We start from the raw sequence: 14,382 nt of genomic DNA on the forward strand, positions 1-14,382 counted from the left end.
CACCACGCCCCCAGTTTGCATGAATGCTCAGATCACAGCCGAAAGAAATGCCTTGGTGCGCTCTTCGCGCGGCGCGCCCAACACGTCCGTGGCGCGGCCCTGCTCGACGATCGCGCCCTGGTCCATGTAGACGACGCGGTCGGCGACCTCGCGGGCGAAGCCGAGCTCGTGCGTCACCACCATCATGGTCATGCCGCTCTTCGCCAGCTCCTTCATGACGGCGAGCACCTCGCCGACCAGCTCAGGATCGAGCGCGCTGGTCGGTTCGTCGAACAGCATCAGCATCGGCTTCATGGCGAGCGCACGGGCAATCGCCACCCGCTGCTGCTGGCCGCCGGAGAGCTGCGCAGGGTACGAATTGGCCTTGGCTGCAAGCCCGACACGCCGAAGCAACTCGAGCGCCTCGGCGCGCACCTCGTCGGGCTTGCGCCGCTGCACCTGCAGCGGCCCTTCGGTGATGTTTTCCAGAGCGGTCTTGTGCGGAAACAGGTTGAAACGCTGGAACACCATGCCGGTCTTCAGCCGCTGCCGCCCGATCTCGCGCTCGCTGAGGCGATGCAGTCGCCCGCCCTGCTCCCGCACGCCCAGAAGCTCGCCGTCGAGCCAGATACCGCCGCTATCGATGACGGCGAGCTGGTTGATGCAGCGGAGCAGCGTGGTCTTGCCGGAGCCGGAGGCGCCGATCAGGCACATCACCTCGCCGGGCCGGACGTCGAGCGAAACGCTTTTGAGAGCCTGGAACTCTCCAAAGCTTTTGCTGACGGAGCGGATCGCGACGAGGGGCTTTGTCATCGCGCAACCCGCAATGTTCCGCGTGCAAAGCGACGTTCGAGCAGCATCTGGAGGGGCGTCAGGATCGAGACGACGAGCAGATACCAGAGCCCGGCGACGATCAGGAGCTCGATCACGCGGGAGTTGGCGTAATAGATGTTCTCGGCGTTGTGCAGCACTTCCGGATACTGGATGACGCTTGCAAGCGAGGTCGCCTTCACCATGCCGATGAACTCGTTGCCCAGCGGCGGGATCACCACGCGCATCGCCTGCGGCAGGATGATCCGGCGCAGCGCGCGCAACCGCCCCATGCCGATCGCCTGCGCCGCTTCGTATTGGCCGATATCGACCGACAGCATGCCGGCACGCATCACCTCGGAGGTGTAGGCGCCCTGGTTGATGCCGAGCCCGAGCAGCGCCGCGAGGAACGGCGTCATGACATCGACGGCGCGCGCGCTCCACAGGCCGGGAATGCCGATCGTGGGAAACACCAGCGCGAGATTGAACCACAGCAGCAATTGCAGGATCAGCGGCGTGCCGCGGAACAACCAGGTGTAGCCGGCCGCAACCGTCTTCAACACGGGATTGGGCGAAAGCCGCATGATCGCGACGACGATTCCAAGGACAATCCCCAGCGCCATCGCCAGCACCGCCATCACCATGGTGTTGACGATGCCTTCGAGGATGACCTTTGCCGTGATGAAGCGGCTGACATAGGACCATTCGATCTGGCCGTTCGCGAAGGCACGCGCGATCACAGCCAGCACCAGGACGATCAGCGCCGCGCTGAACCAGCGAAACCAGTGCGGCTCGCGGGCGATCCGCATCCCCGACAAGTCAGGAAAACCCTCCGCGAGCGCCGGGGCTGGCTTCATTGTGGTGCCGCGTTCAGCATGGGCTGGGTCACAGCGTTGGCGCCGAGGCCCCATTTGTCGAGAATGGCCCTGTAGGAGCCGTCACCGATCATCGCCGTGAGCTTCTCCGTCACCACCTCCCGCAAGGCCGCATCGTCCTTGCGGAACATGATGCCCTGATAGCCTTTGGCAAAAGCCTCGCCGACGATGCGGTATTTGCCGGGCTCCTGCGTCTGCGCATAAGGCAGCGTCTCGCTGCCCTGCACGGCGGCGTCGATGCGGCCCTGTTTGAGCTGGTTGCGGACGTCGATCGAGTTTTCGCCCGGCACATACTGGATCGCCGGCTTGCCGGCCGCCTCGCAATTCTGCTTGCTCCACTTCTCGATCTCGACCGGGAAGCTGGTGCTGCGGGTGGTGCCGACCTTCTTGCCGCAGAGGTCGGTCGCAGCCTTCGCTTCGCTCTCCGCCATCACGAAGAACTGTGGCCCGGTCGTGAGGTAATCGACGAAATCGGCGGTCTCCCGCCGCGAGGCGCGGTCTGAAATACCGGAGATGATGAAATCGGCGCGCTTGGTCTGGAGCGAGGGGATCAGTTCGGCGAACGGCGTCTCGCTCCAGACGATCTTGAGGCCGCCGAGCCGCTTGGCAAGTTCGTTCGCCAGGTCGATGTCGAGCCCGACCAGCTCGTTGCTGGCGGGATCGCGATATTCCATCGGGGCGTAGGTCGAGTTGACCGTGAGCTTGAGCGTGCCCGCCTGTTTGATCTCCGTCGGAAGCTCGACCGCTTGCGCGGATGTCACGGCAGCCAGCGCTGCGAAACCGAGGGAAAGCGAGAGGCGTGTCATGTCAGCTCCTTCAACCCTTCGTTAGTCCTTTGCCGATCTCTTGCCAGCGCTGTGCCATTTGCTCAGTCCGCGTCGAGGACGGCCGGCTCGATCACGCCGGCGCGCTCGGTAATCACCCTGTATTGCTCGGGCCGCCGGTGGGCGGCGAAATTGAACATCTTGTCCTTGCCCTGGCGGCAGAGGTCGAGATCGAGATCGGCGACGATCACCTCGTCGGTGAGCGTCGTGGCCTGCGCAACGATGCGACCATTGGGATCGACGATGCAGGAGCCGCCGATCAGCCCGGAGCCATCCTCCTCGCCGGCTTTCGCCACCGAGATCGCCCAGGTCGCGTTCATGTAGGCGTTGGCCTGCGTCACCAGCGTCGAATGGAAGGTGCGCAACGAGGCGTCCTCCGTGGTGCCGCCATTGGGATCATAGGCCGCCGAGTTGTAGCCAATGCAGACCAGCTCGACGCCTTGCAGGCCCAGCACGCGCCAGGATTCCGGCCAGCGGCGATCGTTGCAGATCATCATGCCCATGATGGCATGCGCCCAGGCAGAGCCGGCGCGGAAGGCGGGGAAGCCGAGATCGCCATATTCGAAATAGCGCTTCTCGAGCTGCTGGTAGCGCGCGCCCTCGCGCGGCTCGACCGATCCAGGCAGATGCACCTTGCGATAACGGCCAAGAATCTCGCCGTCGCGATCGACCAGGATGGCGCAATTATAGCGGCGGCCTTCCGGGGTCAGTTCGGCATAGCCGACATAGAAGCCGACGCGCAGGGCCCGTGCACGATCAAACAGCCCGGCCACGGCCGGGTTCGGCATGCCGTGCTCAAAGTACTGGTCGAGCGCTTCGCCCTCGAGCAGCCAGCGCGGAAAGAACGTGGTGAAGGCAAGCTCCGGAAACACGACGAGGCTGGCGCCGCGGCTCGCGGCCTCCTCGAGCATGTCGAGCATCCTTTTCAGCGTATGCTCGCGCCGATCGGCTTTTTGCGTCGGCCCCATCTGGGCGGCGGCCGCGCGAAGGACACGAACCAAGATTGCCTCCAATCTGTGCGCGTGCTGCCTCAATGGGCGAATGAACCCATTGATCCGACGCGCAAATCCGAAGGCATTAGGCGCAAGCGGGGCTGCAAAAGCAATTCATCGTGCTATGATCTTTTGGCCCTAAGTATAAATGGCAGTGATATGAACCTGCGCCAGCTCGAGATCCTGCGTGCCGTCATCCGCCACCGCACCACGGTGGCGGCGGCCGACGAACTGGCATTGTCGCAGCCGGCGGTCAGCAACGCGCTGAAGACGATGGAAGCGCAGGCCGGCTTTGCCTTGTTCGAGCGCGTCAACAACCGGCTGTTTCCGACCGCGGAGGCGATGGCGCTCTACAAGGAGAGCGAGGCGATCTTCGCGCTGCATGCCAAGCTCGAGAACCGCGTGCGCGATCTGCGCGAGAACCGCTCCGGTCACCTCGCCATCGTGGCGACGCCGCCGCTCGCCTACAGCATCATCCCGACTGCACTGTCCGGCTTCCTGCGCCGCCGTCCGGAGACGCACGTGTTCTTCGACGTACGTCGCTATGAGGGCATCATCGAAGGCGTGCTCAGCCATGTCGCCGAGCTCGGCTTCGCGCTCGGGCTCACGCATCACCCCGGCATCGCGCATGAGGTGGTGCACACCGGCGAGATGGTCTGCGTGCTGCCGCCGCGGCATCCGCTTGCAGGCAAGTCCGTGATCTCGGCCTCGGACCTGTCCGGCATGCCCTTCATCGGGCTCGAACGCGGCACACGGCTCGGCGAAGCCGTGCGCGACAGCTTTGCGCGCGCCGGCGCGCCGTTCCAGCCGAGCGTCGAGGTACGCTATTGCAATACGGCCTGCGTCCTCGCGGCAGCCGGCGTCGGCGCCGCCGTGGTCGATCCCTTCTCGCCGCGGCAGAACGGCGGCCACGGCCTCGTGGTCCGGCCGTTCACACCGACGACGCGCGCGGTCGCGTATATGCTATGGTCGGAAGCCGAACCGCTGTCGCGCCTGGCAAAGGCCTTTCTCGGCGAGATCCGTAAGGAGAGCGCGCTGCTGGAGCGCACAGCGCCACACCAGCAAGATGGGCCAAGAAGCAACCAGGCTTCGCAACGGCTGACCTGAGGGGCATATGGCACGTATCACGATCATCGAGACCGGGCAGGTCCCGCCAAAATATCGCGGGCAGCATGGCTCCTTTCCGGACATGTTCGAGCGCATGGTCCGCGCCGAGGATCCGACCGCCGAAGTCGACGTGGTCAGCATCCCGAATGGCGATGCGCTGCCGGATCCGGGCAAGCTCGAGGCCGTGCTGATCACCGGCGCTGCGGCCGGCGTCTATGACGGGCTCGACTGGATCGCGCCGCTGGAAGATTTCGTGCGCAAAGCCTACGTCAACAAGACGCCGATGGTCGGCGTGTGCTTCGGCCATCAGCTGATCGCGCAGGCGCTTGGCGGCACCGTGCGCAAGTCGGACAAGGGGTGGGGCATCGGCCGGCATGTCTATCAGGTGCTGCCGGAGAACGGCGTCATCGACGGCAGCGAAGTCGCGATCGCCTGCTCGCATCAGGACCAGGTGATCGAAGCGCCAAATGATGCAATGACCATCCTCTCGTCGGAATTCACCCCACATGCCGGCCTGCTCTACGCCAACGGCGCGACGCTGACGGTGCAGCCGCATCCGGAGTTCGACATCGAATTCGCCCAGATCTGCTGCGAGCTGCGCGACGGCAAGGCGCCTGAAGATGTCGTGGCGACGGCAATGGACTCGCTGGCGCAGCCGCTGGATAGCGCGAAGCTGGGTGGTGCGATTACGAGATTTCTGGCAAGGCGCACCTAGCGACCGAAATCAGAACGCGCCGCTCTTCCCTTCTCCCCTTGTGGGAGAAGGTGGCGCGAAGCGCCGGATGAGGGGTTGTCTCCTCGAATACTAATGAGAGTCGGACTCGCGGAGAGAACCCCTCACCCGGCTTCGCTTTCGCGAAGCCACCCTCTCCCACAAGGGGAGAGGGTGAAGCAGCGCCGCTCGTGAGAAATTTCAGAACGGATCCGTCCCCAACCCCGGCACATCCGCCGGCCGCGGGCCCGGCGCGGCCCAGTGAAACCGGCGGTCCTTCTCCGCAATCATGATGTCGTTGATCGAGGCCTCGCGCCGCCGCATCAGGCCGTGCTCGTCGAACTCCCACTGCTCGTTGCCGTAGGAGCGATACCACTGACCTTTTCCATCGTGCCATTCGTACTGGAAGCGCACCGCGATGCGGTTCTCGTCGAAGGCCCAGAGGTCCTTGATCAGGCGGTAGTCCTGCTCCTTCTCCCATTTGCGGGTGAGGAATGCGACAATCGCCTCGCGGCCCTGGAAAACCTCGGATCGATTGCGCCAGCGGCTGTCCTCGGTATAGGCGAGCGAGACCCGCACCGGATCGCGCGAATTCCAGGCGTCCTCGGCCATGCGCGCCTTCTGCGCGGCGGTCTCTCGGGTGAAGGGCGGAAGCGGCGGGCGCGACATGGGAGCCTCATCTGTTGGTCGAGGCCGCAATCTATCGCCGCGATTGGTGGAGTCGATAGGCCGCGACCGATCGGCCGATCACTTATCGGGCGATCAGGAAATCAAATCGGCCTTCATCAGCTTGCGGATCGATTTGGGGATCGGTTGTGCGCGACCACCGCTGATGAAGGCGACGCGCACCTCCGCCTTGACCAGCACGTCCTCGCCGCGCCGCACCTCTTGCGCGAGCATGATGGAGGCGCCCTTCACCGCGACCGGCCAGGTCACGACGTCGAGCACGTCGTCCATCCGCGCAGGTTTCAGGAAATCCAGGTGCATCGAGCGCACCACGAAGGCGAAGCCGGCACCTTCCGTCTCGACCTGATCGAACAGCGCCTGCTGCTCCGCGCCCATCAATCGCAGATGGTTGGTCCGCCCCCGTTCCATGTAGCGCAGATAATTGGCGTGATAGACGATGCCCGAAAAGTCCGTGTCCTCGTAGTAGACGCGGACCTGCATGTGATGGCGGCCGTCGCGGATCTCGCCGTCGAGATGAGCTGTCACGTCGCGAGCCTCTTCACTTGTCGCTGCAGCTCCGTTTTGCGCAAAAACGGCCGCCGGCGCAAGCTTGGCTAGGACAGGATTGGCATTGGCGCCCGTCCCAGCGTCACCTCGACGATCTCCGGCGGTACGCCGACACGAACAGGCACGATGCTGCAACCGAGGCCGCCGGAGATGACGACGTCGCACTTCAATCGCATATGGCCATAGATGAGCGGAACGCCATGCTGCCGCGGAAGCGCCGGCGACCAGCCCAACAGGCGGATCTGGCCGCCATGGGTGTGACCGGACAGTTGCAGCGCGACACGCGCGGGAACACGCGTCGCGATATAAGGCTCATGCGCGAGAAGAATGACCGGCGCATCGTCGGTGATTTTTGCGAGCGTCGCGTTGAGATCGTCGGCACCGAAACTCCTCGTGTGGCCATAGCGCGGCCCCGGAGCATAAGCGAGCTGATCACCGAGGCCGGCGAGCCAGAACGAGCGGCCGTCTTTCGTGAGACGCGCAACATCGTTCTCGTAAACGGGAATGCCGGTCGCCTCCAGCGCGCGATGGGCGACCGTCGGCCCGTGCCCGGCCCGCTGCACGACCTTGTCGTCCCAATAGTCATGATTGCCCATGACGGCATGAACGCCGAACGGCGCCTTCAGGCCAGCCAGCACCCTCGCCCACTCTCCGGCCGGAATGATGCGCGTGACGTGGTGGTGGCCGGCAACATAGTCGCCGAGCAGGACGATGAGGTCGGGCTTGAGCGCGTTGGTCTGGTCGACGATCGCCTCGATGCGCTCCAGCGACATCCAGGGGTCGCAAGCGTGGATATCGGCGATCACGGCGATCTTCAGCCGCAAGTCTGCAGGCCATTGCCGCGGCGTTGGATGATAGCGGGTGATGCGCGGCCGCAGTTCCGGCTCGACGCCGACACCATAGGCGGCCGTTGAGATGCCGAGCGCGGAAAGGCCGCCAACTGAACGAATGAGATGACGCCGGGAGATCATGCAAGCCTGCTTGTGATGCGCTTCCGTGATGCGGCTTGAATGGAGCGAAATTGGGGTGCGCTCGTGCAGATCATTTGCACAGAGATTACCGAAAGTTCATGACATCAGGAGCAAGGCGCGTGACCGCAATTACTCGTCGCTCTCGTCCGTGCCGAACAGGCCGAACTGGGCCGCGGCATCGCGCGACGGCTCGGCGATGCCGAGATGGCGGAAGGCGTGCGATGTGAGCAGCCGGCCGCGCGGGGTGCGCTGCAGATAGCCGCACTGGATCAGATAGGGCTCGATGATGTCCTCGATCGCATCGCGCGGCTCGGACAGCGCCGCTGCCATCGTCTCCACGCCGACCGGACCGCCACCGTAGTTCGTAGCGATGGTCGTGAGGTAGCGGCGGTCCATGGCATCGAGGCCGGCAGCGTCGACCTCGAGCGCGCTGAGCGCATGATCGGCGATCTTGCGGTCGATCTTGTCGGCGTTGGCGGCTGAGGCGAAATCGCGCACGCGCCGTAGCAGGCGGCCGGCGATGCGCGGCGTGCCGCGGGCGCGGCGCGCGATCTCGTTGGCGCCGTCAGCGCTCATGCCGACATTGAGCACGCGCGCACCGCGGCTGACGATGCTCTCGAGTTCCTCGATCGTATAGAAGTTGAGCCGGATCGGAATGCCGAAGCGATCGCGCAGGGGATTGGTGAGCAGGCCTGCGCGCGTGGTGGCGCCGACGAGGGTGAATTTCGACAGCTCGATCTTGACCGAGCGCGCCGCCGGCCCCTCGCCGATGATGAGGTCGAGCTGAAAGTCCTCCATCGCGGGATAGAGCACCTCTTCCACCGCGGGGCTGAGCCGATGGATCTCGTCGATGAAGAGCACGTCGCGCTCTTCGAGATTGGTCAGCAGCGCGGCGAGATCGCCAGCCTTGGCGATGACAGGCCCTGACGTAGCGCGAAAGCCGACGCCGAGTTCCTTGGCCACGATCTGCGCCAGCGTGGTCTTGCCGAGGCCGGGTGGGCCGACGAACAGCACGTGATCCAGTGCCTCGCCGCGCTTCCGCGCCGCTTCGATGAAGATCGAGAGATTCTTGCGCGCCTGCTGCTGGCCGACGAAATCGGACAGCGATTGCGGACGCAGCGCAGTGTCGCCGACATCGTCACTGCGGCGCTCGGGCGAGACCATGCGGTCGGCCTTGGGATCGCTCACTTCGAGAGCTCCTTCAAGCCGAGACGAATGAGCTGCGCCGTTTCAGCTCCCTCACCTGCGCTGCGCGAAGCCGATGCGATCGCCGCGGCCGCTTGCGGCTGGCCGTAACCGAGATTGACCAGCGCGGAGATCGCGTCCGCAACGGGACGCGGCGCGCGCTGATCGTCGACGGCGCCGGCCAGATGCACGACGGCCGGATCGACATTGGCGAAAGCCGGCGCCTTGTCCTTCAGCTCGGTGACGATGCGCTCGGCGACCTTGGGGCCAACACCGGGCGTGCGCGCCACCGCCGCCTTGTCGCGCAGAGCAATCGCATTGGCGAGATCGGCCGGCGCCAGCGTGCCGAGCACGGCGAGTGCGACCTTGGCGCCGACGCCCTGCACGGTCTGGAGCAGGCGAAACCATTCGCGCTCCTGATCGGTGCGGAAGCCGAACAGCTTGATTTGGTCCTCCCGGACGTAGGTCTCGATCGACAAAACGGCCGCTTCACCTGGCGACGGCAAATGCTGCAGGGTGCGAGACGAGCAATGCACCTGATAGCCGACGCCGCCGACGTCGAGGATGACAAAATCCTCGCCGTAGGAATCGATCAGGCCCTTGAGCTTGCCGATCATAGTCCCGCCACCTTCAGCCGCAGCGCCGTGCTCTGGCGGTGGTGGGCGTGGGTGATGGCGATGGCGAGCGCATCGGCGGCGTCCGCCGACGGCGGCTCGGCCTTGGGCAACAGGATCTTCAGCATCATCGCGATTTGCTGCTTGTCGGCATGGCCGGCGCCGACCACCGTCTTCTTCACCTGGTTCGGCGCGTACTCGGCGACGGAGATGCCGAACATTGCGGGCGCCAGCATGGCGACGCCGCGGGCCTGGCCTAGTTTCAGCGTCGCGACGCCATCCTTGTTCACGAAGGTCTGCTCGACCGCCGCTTCCATGGGCTGGTGGCTGGAGAGAATGGCCGCGAGGCCCTCGTGGATCGCGAGCAGCCGGCTCGACAATGGCAAATCGTCCGGCGGTTCCACCGAACCGCAGGCGACGTAGATCAGGCGGTTGCCCTCAGCCTCGATCACGCCCCAACCGGTGCGGCGCAGGCCGGGGTCGATGCCGATGATGCGAACGGGTTGGCGAATCGGGAGTGCGGTCATGGGCCAGTGATAGCGGTTGGCCCATGATAGCGAAACAGAAACAGAACAGAAGTCCCCTGGGGAAAGGCGGCCAGGCCTAGCCGCCCATCTTCGCCATCAGCGCGTCCGACACCTCGAAATTGGCGTAGACGTGCTGGACGTCGTCGTGCTCGTTGAGCAGGTCCATCAGCTTGATCAGCTTCTCGCCGGTCTCGTCATCCACGGCGACCGTGTTCTGCGGCTTCCAGATCAGCGCGGCCTTGCGCGGCTCGCCGAACTTGGCTTCCAGCGCTTTGGCGACGTCGCGATAGCCTTCGGTCGAGGCGTAGATTTCGTGGCCGCCCTCCCCCGAGACGACGTCGTCGGCGCCGGCCTCGATCGCGGCATCCAGCACCGCGTCGTCATCGGCGACGCTGCGGTCATATTCGATGATCCCGGTGCGGTCGAACATGAACGAGACCGAGCCGGTTTCGCCGAGATTGCCGCCTGACTTGGTGAAGAAGGAGCGGATGTCGGAGGCCGCGCGGTTGCGGTTGTCGGTCAGGGCTTCGACGATGACGGCGACGCCGCCGGGGCCGTAGCCCTCGTAGCGGATCTCGTCATAGTTCTCGCCCTCGTTACCGAGCGCCTTCTTGACCGCGCGCTCGATATTGTCCTTCGGCATGTTCTCCTGGCGAGCCGCGATGATCGCCGCGCGCAGGCGGGGATTCATGTTGGGATCGGGCGTGCCGAGCTTGGCGGCGACGGTGATTTCCCGCGCCAGCTTGCCGAACAGCTTCGACTTCTGGGCATCCTGCCGCCCCTTGCGGTGCATGATGTTCTTGAATTGGGAATGTCCGGCCATGCGTGATCTTCTTCTGGGGAATCGTGCGTCAAAGGTGAGCGTGGGGAAGCGCGGCCTTATAGGCCGCCAACCCACCGGAATGAAAGAGCCTCTCATACTTTAAGGTAATAACGTAGTGGCTCACGCCCAGAAGTCAGGCACCGTTAACCCTGATTTCATTCCGACTTGCGAAAATAGCGTCCGCCCATCGCCCGACAAGAGTAGACCCAATGGCGTTCGCATTTTTCCGGAAGCGCGTACGGCGGCGCCGGCGGCCCATTCGGCGCCCGCTCCGGCCGCTGATGCCGATTCGGCCCGGGAGATCCTGGAACTGCTGGAACTCGAGCTCGGCGCCATGATCCGCCAGCTCGAGCGTGCCGCCAATTCGGTGGCCGGCGGCGCCGAGGCGACGGCGGCGACGCTTGCCGATATCCGCGAGCGGACCGACGCGCTGACCGGACGGACCAATGCGGCGCAGTCCAACGCCTCGAGCTTTGCCCATGCCGCCGACAAATTCACCCAATCCGCGCAAGGGATCGGCGCACAGGTCCGCGAGGCCGGCAAGCTCGCCGATCAGGCCAGCGCAGCGGCGCAGGAGGCGCGCGCCAATGTCGACCGCCTGCGCGAATCCTCCGCCGCCATCGGCAACGTCGTCAACCTGATCGCCCAGATCGCGCGGCAGACCACGCTGCTCGCGCTCAACTCCACCATCGAGGCTGCGCGCGCCGGCGCGGCGGGCAAAGGTTTTGCGGTCGTCGCCACCGAGGTGAAGGCGCTGGCGGTGCAGACCCAGAGCGCGACGGAGGAGATCTCCAAGAAGATCGACGCGCTCCAGCGCGACGCCGCTGGCTCCGCCGACGCGGTGCATCGGATCTCGCAGGCGATCGAGGCGATCCGCCCGGTGTTCGACACCGTCAACGGCGCGGTGGCCGAGCAGAACGCCACCACCAGCGAGGTCTCCGGCAACGCGTCGAGCGCCTCGCAATTCATCATCGCGGTCGGCGAGAGCGCGGCCGAGATCGACGCCGCGACCAAGGCCGCCGAGACCCACGGCGAGAATGTCGCCAGCGCCGGCAAGGCCGTCACCACCTTCGCCCAGAAGCTGAAATCGCGTTGCGCGGTGCTGCTCAAGCAGAGCGAGCACGACGACCGCCGCAAGACCGAGCGGCTGCCCTGCCATCTCAAATTCGAGACCGCGCGCGGCGTGTTGCCGGTCTACGAGATCGCGATGGACGGCGCCTTGCTCGGCGGCGCGGAAGCAGGCCGGCTCGCGCCGCAGGCCATAGTCGATGGCACGCTCGAAGATATCGGCGCCTGCCGTCTGCGCGTGATCGAGCAATCCAAGGCCGGCGCCCGTACACAATTCGTCAGCCCCAATGCGGAGCTGCGCGAAAAGATCGAAGACAAGCTCTGGTCGATCCACGAGGAGAACACCGAGTTCGTCACCCGCGCGATGGAGGCCGGCGGCGCGCTGACAAAGATCTTCGAGCAGGCCGTCGCGCGCGGCGAGGTCAAGATGGATGACCTCTTCGATACGGATTACGCCGAGATATCAGGCACCAATCCGCAGCAATATCGCACAAGATATCTCGACTGGGCCGACCGCGCGCTGCCGCCGTTCCAGGAAGCCTTTCTCGCCAAGGAACCGCGCATGGCGTTCTGCGCCATGGTCGACCGCAACGGCTTCCTGCCGGTTCACAACAAGATTTATTCGCATCCGCAACGGCCGGGCGATGCCGCCTGGAACACGGCCAATTGCCGCAACCGCCGCATCTTCAACGATCCGGCGGGGCTCGCCGCCGCGCACAACCAGCGCTCGTACCTGATCCAGAGCTATGCGCGCGACATGGGGAACGGCAACACGGTGATGATGCGCGAGATCGACGTTCCGATCCGCGTGCAGGGCCGGCACTGGGGCGGATTTCGCACCGCATACAAGCTCTAGGGCGCCTCTCGTGCGCTCTCGGGCAAGACGGGGCGTACGAATCATCCTCTAAGCTTTAAGCTGGAATGGGAATGCCGCGGAGGGCCGGCGAACGGCTCCGATTGGAGAAAGCCCGTAAATGTCCCTTGCACAAGTTGCAGTGCTCGACACCGGATCGAACCGGACGCTCGCCGAACGGCTGATCGACCAGCTCGCCGACCGCATCGGCGGCCTCGGCGTCGAGCTTGCCGACATCGCCGGCAACGTCCAGGAGGTCGCCAACCGCGTCGCCAACCAGTCGGAGCGGTTCCACCATTTGCAGAAGACGGCCGAGACCATGGTCTCGGCAAACCACGACATCGCCAACGCCTCACAGGCGGTGCAATCGACCACATCGGCCGCGGTCGGCGAGATCGCGCAGTCGCGCAGCGCAGTCGATACCGCGGTCAGCCACATCTCCGAGCTCGTCGCGGCGGTGGAGCGGATCGAGGCGCGCCTCGCCGCCGTCGGATCCGCGCTGGCGCAGGTGGCAAAAGTCTCGGGCTCGATCGAGGCGATCGCCAAGCAAACCAACCTGCTCGCGCTCAACGCCACCATCGAAGCCGCGCGGGCCGGGAGTGCCGGACGCGGATTCGCCGTGGTCGCAAGCGAGGTCAAGAACCTCGCGGAGGCGACCCGCCAGGCGACGCACCAGATCTCCGACACCGTGCGCGATCTCGACGGCCAGATCGAAGGCCTGATCGGCGAGAGCAGTGACGCCTCCCTGCGCGCCAAGACCGCGGGCGAAGGCGCGCAAGCGATCTCCGGCATCATCTCGCGCGTCCAGCAGGGCTTTGCCTCAGTGGAAGCCGAGATCGGCAGCGTCACGCGCGCGGCGACCTCCAACCTCGGCCATTGCGATACCGTGATCGCCGAGCTCAACGAACTCGCCAGAGGCGTCGACCTGTCCTCACGCGATCTGAAGAGCGCCGACCAGCGGGTGACAAAGCTGCTCGACACCTCCGAGGGCCTGATCGCGCTGATCGCCGACAGCGGCGTCGAGACGTCGGATGCACCGCTGATCCGGGTCGTGGTCGAGACCGCCACGCGGATCTCGGCCGAGTTCGAGGCCGCGATCGGCCGCGGCGAGATCACGCTCGACCAGCTCATGGACGAGAACTACCGGGAAATATCGGGCACCGATCCCAAGCAGTACACCACCGCCTATGTCGACTTCACCGATCGGCTGCTGCCCGCGATCCAGGACCCGATCCAGAAGTCGGATCCGCGCATCGTGTTCTGCGTCGCCTGGGCCAAGGGCGGGTACCTGCCGACGCACAATCCGAACTACCGCCTGCCGCAGGGCAAGGACCCGGTCTGGAACAACGCCAATTGCCGCAACCGCCGCCTGTTCTCCGATCGCGCAGTGAAGAAGGTCGCGGCCAACACAAAGCCGTTCCTGCTGCAGACCTATCGCCGCGACATGGGCGGCGGACAGTTCGTGCTGATGAAGGACCTGTCTTCGCCGATTGTCGTCCGCGGCAAGCACTGGGGCGCCTTCCGGATGGGATTCCGGCAGAGCTGACGACCGCTTCGGATCAAAACTCGAAAACAACCCCATGCACAGTAGCCGGGACGTGGGGAAGCAACGGCGTGCGTCGGCAGGCCGCAATGCCGCTTGATGCGTCGGGCAAAACAGGGGTATATTGCTAATATTCCGAAATTTTCATCGCTGCCCAGTGCTTGTTGCAAGCCGACGTCCTGGCAGTGGCCTGAGCAAGCGCCTCGTCCTTCGAGATGACAGCTTCGCAGTCTCCTCAGGATGAGGCTGAGCAGCGGCGGCGCCCT

General features: G+C 65.1%; 15 protein-coding genes. 4 read left to right on the forward strand and 11 right to left on the reverse strand.

What is annotated here, in order from left to right; genetic code table 11:
* Positions 1-27: 27 nt before the first annotated feature.
* From Q0687_RS21360 to Q0687_RS21375, 4 genes are all read right to left on the reverse strand, one after another.
* A complete protein-coding gene (locus tag Q0687_RS21360; protein ID WP_298880881.1) occupies positions 28-792 on the reverse strand; it encodes an amino acid ABC transporter ATP-binding protein in 765 nt (254 codons plus the stop codon).
* Entirely contained in the window at positions 789-1,646 is an 858-nt protein-coding gene (locus Q0687_RS21365; RefSeq protein WP_298880882.1) for an amino acid ABC transporter permease, read from the reverse strand. Before Q0687_RS21365 ends, Q0687_RS21360 begins: the two co-directional genes overlap by 4 nt.
* Positions 1,643-2,470: an ABC transporter substrate-binding protein gene (locus Q0687_RS21370; protein WP_298880884.1), complete on the reverse strand. Its 828-nt coding sequence runs from the start codon at positions 2,468-2,470 to the stop codon at positions 1,643-1,645. The genes Q0687_RS21365 and Q0687_RS21370 overlap by 4 nt, the downstream gene beginning before the upstream one ends.
* 62 nt (positions 2,471-2,532) lie before the next feature.
* A complete protein-coding gene (locus tag Q0687_RS21375) occupies positions 2,533-3,489 on the reverse strand; it encodes an N-carbamoyl-D-amino-acid hydrolase (RefSeq protein ID WP_298880887.1) in 957 nt (318 codons plus the stop codon).
* A gap of 150 nt (positions 3,490-3,639) precedes the next feature.
* On the opposite strand from Q0687_RS21375, the gene Q0687_RS21380 reads away from it, so the two are divergent.
* Both Q0687_RS21380 and Q0687_RS21385 read left to right on the forward strand, forming a co-directional pair.
* Entirely contained in the window at positions 3,640-4,587 is a 948-nt protein-coding gene (locus Q0687_RS21380; RefSeq protein WP_298880888.1) for a LysR family transcriptional regulator, read from the forward strand.
* 7 nt (positions 4,588-4,594) lie between these two features.
* Positions 4,595-5,302 (forward strand): type 1 glutamine amidotransferase, encoded by a 708-nt coding sequence (locus Q0687_RS21385; protein ID WP_298880890.1) that lies wholly within the window; start codon positions 4,595-4,597, stop codon positions 5,300-5,302.
* Between the two features lie 198 nt (positions 5,303-5,500).
* On the opposite strand, the gene Q0687_RS21390 is transcribed toward Q0687_RS21385, so the two are convergent.
* The 7 genes from Q0687_RS21390 to Q0687_RS21420 form a co-directional block, all read right to left on the reverse strand.
* On the reverse strand, positions 5,501-5,968 hold the full coding sequence (locus tag Q0687_RS21390; protein WP_298880893.1) for a nuclear transport factor 2 family protein: 468 nt from the start codon (positions 5,966-5,968) through the stop codon (positions 5,501-5,503).
* A gap of 93 nt (positions 5,969-6,061) precedes the next feature.
* Positions 6,062-6,511: a tol-pal system-associated acyl-CoA thioesterase gene (gene ybgC / locus Q0687_RS21395; RefSeq protein ID WP_298880895.1), complete on the reverse strand. Its 450-nt coding sequence runs from the start codon at positions 6,509-6,511 to the stop codon at positions 6,062-6,064.
* 68 nt (positions 6,512-6,579) lie between these two features.
* A complete protein-coding gene (locus tag Q0687_RS21400) occupies positions 6,580-7,503 on the reverse strand; it encodes a metallophosphoesterase (RefSeq protein WP_298880898.1) in 924 nt (307 codons plus the stop codon).
* 129 nt (positions 7,504-7,632) lie between these two features.
* Positions 7,633-8,691, reverse strand: coding sequence for a Holliday junction branch migration DNA helicase RuvB (gene ruvB, locus Q0687_RS21405; protein ID WP_298880900.1), 1,059 nt, complete (start codon positions 8,689-8,691; stop codon positions 7,633-7,635).
* Positions 8,688-9,305: a Holliday junction branch migration protein RuvA gene (ruvA, locus tag Q0687_RS21410; RefSeq protein WP_298880901.1), complete on the reverse strand. Its 618-nt coding sequence runs from the start codon at positions 9,303-9,305 to the stop codon at positions 8,688-8,690. Before ruvA ends, ruvB begins: the two co-directional genes overlap by 4 nt.
* Positions 9,302-9,829 (reverse strand): crossover junction endodeoxyribonuclease RuvC, encoded by a 528-nt coding sequence (gene ruvC, locus Q0687_RS21415; RefSeq protein ID WP_298880902.1) that lies wholly within the window; start codon positions 9,827-9,829, stop codon positions 9,302-9,304. Before ruvC ends, ruvA begins: the two co-directional genes overlap by 4 nt.
* A gap of 76 nt (positions 9,830-9,905) precedes the next feature.
* Positions 9,906-10,652, reverse strand: coding sequence for a YebC/PmpR family DNA-binding transcriptional regulator (locus tag Q0687_RS21420; protein WP_298880904.1), 747 nt, complete (start codon positions 10,650-10,652; stop codon positions 9,906-9,908).
* A gap of 220 nt (positions 10,653-10,872) precedes the next feature.
* On the opposite strand from Q0687_RS21420, the gene Q0687_RS21425 reads away from it, so the two are divergent.
* Positions 10,873-12,576: a methyl-accepting chemotaxis protein gene (locus Q0687_RS21425; RefSeq protein WP_298881274.1), complete on the forward strand. Its 1,704-nt coding sequence runs from the start codon at positions 10,873-10,875 to the stop codon at positions 12,574-12,576.
* Between the two features lie 118 nt (positions 12,577-12,694).
* Positions 12,695-14,119 carry a methyl-accepting chemotaxis protein gene (locus Q0687_RS21430; protein WP_298880906.1) on the forward strand — a complete coding sequence of 475 codons (1,425 nt, stop codon included), beginning with the start codon at positions 12,695-12,697 and terminating at the stop codon, positions 14,117-14,119.
* Positions 14,120-14,382 lie beyond the last annotated feature (263 nt).

The organism is uncultured Bradyrhizobium sp. (genome assembly GCF_936928535.1).
Lineage (GTDB): Bacteria > Pseudomonadota > Alphaproteobacteria > Rhizobiales > Xanthobacteraceae > Bradyrhizobium.

Excerpts from the sequence above, each read along its gene's own strand:
- Q0687_RS21390 (WP_298880893.1), bottom strand. The coding sequence starts at position 5,968 with ATGTCGCGCCCGCCGCTTCCGCCCTTCACCCGAGAGACCGCCGCGCAG.
- Q0687_RS21385 (WP_298880890.1), top strand. The coding sequence starts at position 4,595 with ATGGCACGTATCACGATCATCGAGACCGGGCAGGTCCCGCCAAAATAT.
- ruvA (WP_298880901.1), bottom strand. The coding sequence starts at position 9,305 with ATGATCGGCAAGCTCAAGGGCCTGATCGATTCCTACGGCGAGGATTTT.
- Q0687_RS21420 (WP_298880904.1), bottom strand. The coding sequence starts at position 10,652 with ATGGCCGGACATTCCCAATTCAAGAACATCATGCACCGCAAGGGGCGG.
- Q0687_RS21360 (WP_298880881.1), bottom strand. The coding sequence starts at position 792 with ATGACAAAGCCCCTCGTCGCGATCCGCTCCGTCAGCAAAAGCTTTGGA.
- Q0687_RS21380 (WP_298880888.1), top strand. The coding sequence starts at position 3,640 with ATGAACCTGCGCCAGCTCGAGATCCTGCGTGCCGTCATCCGCCACCGC.
- Q0687_RS21370 (WP_298880884.1), bottom strand. The coding sequence starts at position 2,470 with ATGACACGCCTCTCGCTTTCCCTCGGTTTCGCAGCGCTGGCTGCCGTG.
- ruvC (WP_298880902.1), bottom strand. The coding sequence starts at position 9,829 with ATGACCGCACTCCCGATTCGCCAACCCGTTCGCATCATCGGCATCGAC.
- Q0687_RS21365 (WP_298880882.1), bottom strand. The coding sequence starts at position 1,646 with ATGAAGCCAGCCCCGGCGCTCGCGGAGGGTTTTCCTGACTTGTCGGGG.
- Q0687_RS21430 (WP_298880906.1), top strand. The coding sequence starts at position 12,695 with ATGTCCCTTGCACAAGTTGCAGTGCTCGACACCGGATCGAACCGGACG.
- Q0687_RS21400 (WP_298880898.1), bottom strand. The coding sequence starts at position 7,503 with ATGATCTCCCGGCGTCATCTCATTCGTTCAGTTGGCGGCCTTTCCGCG.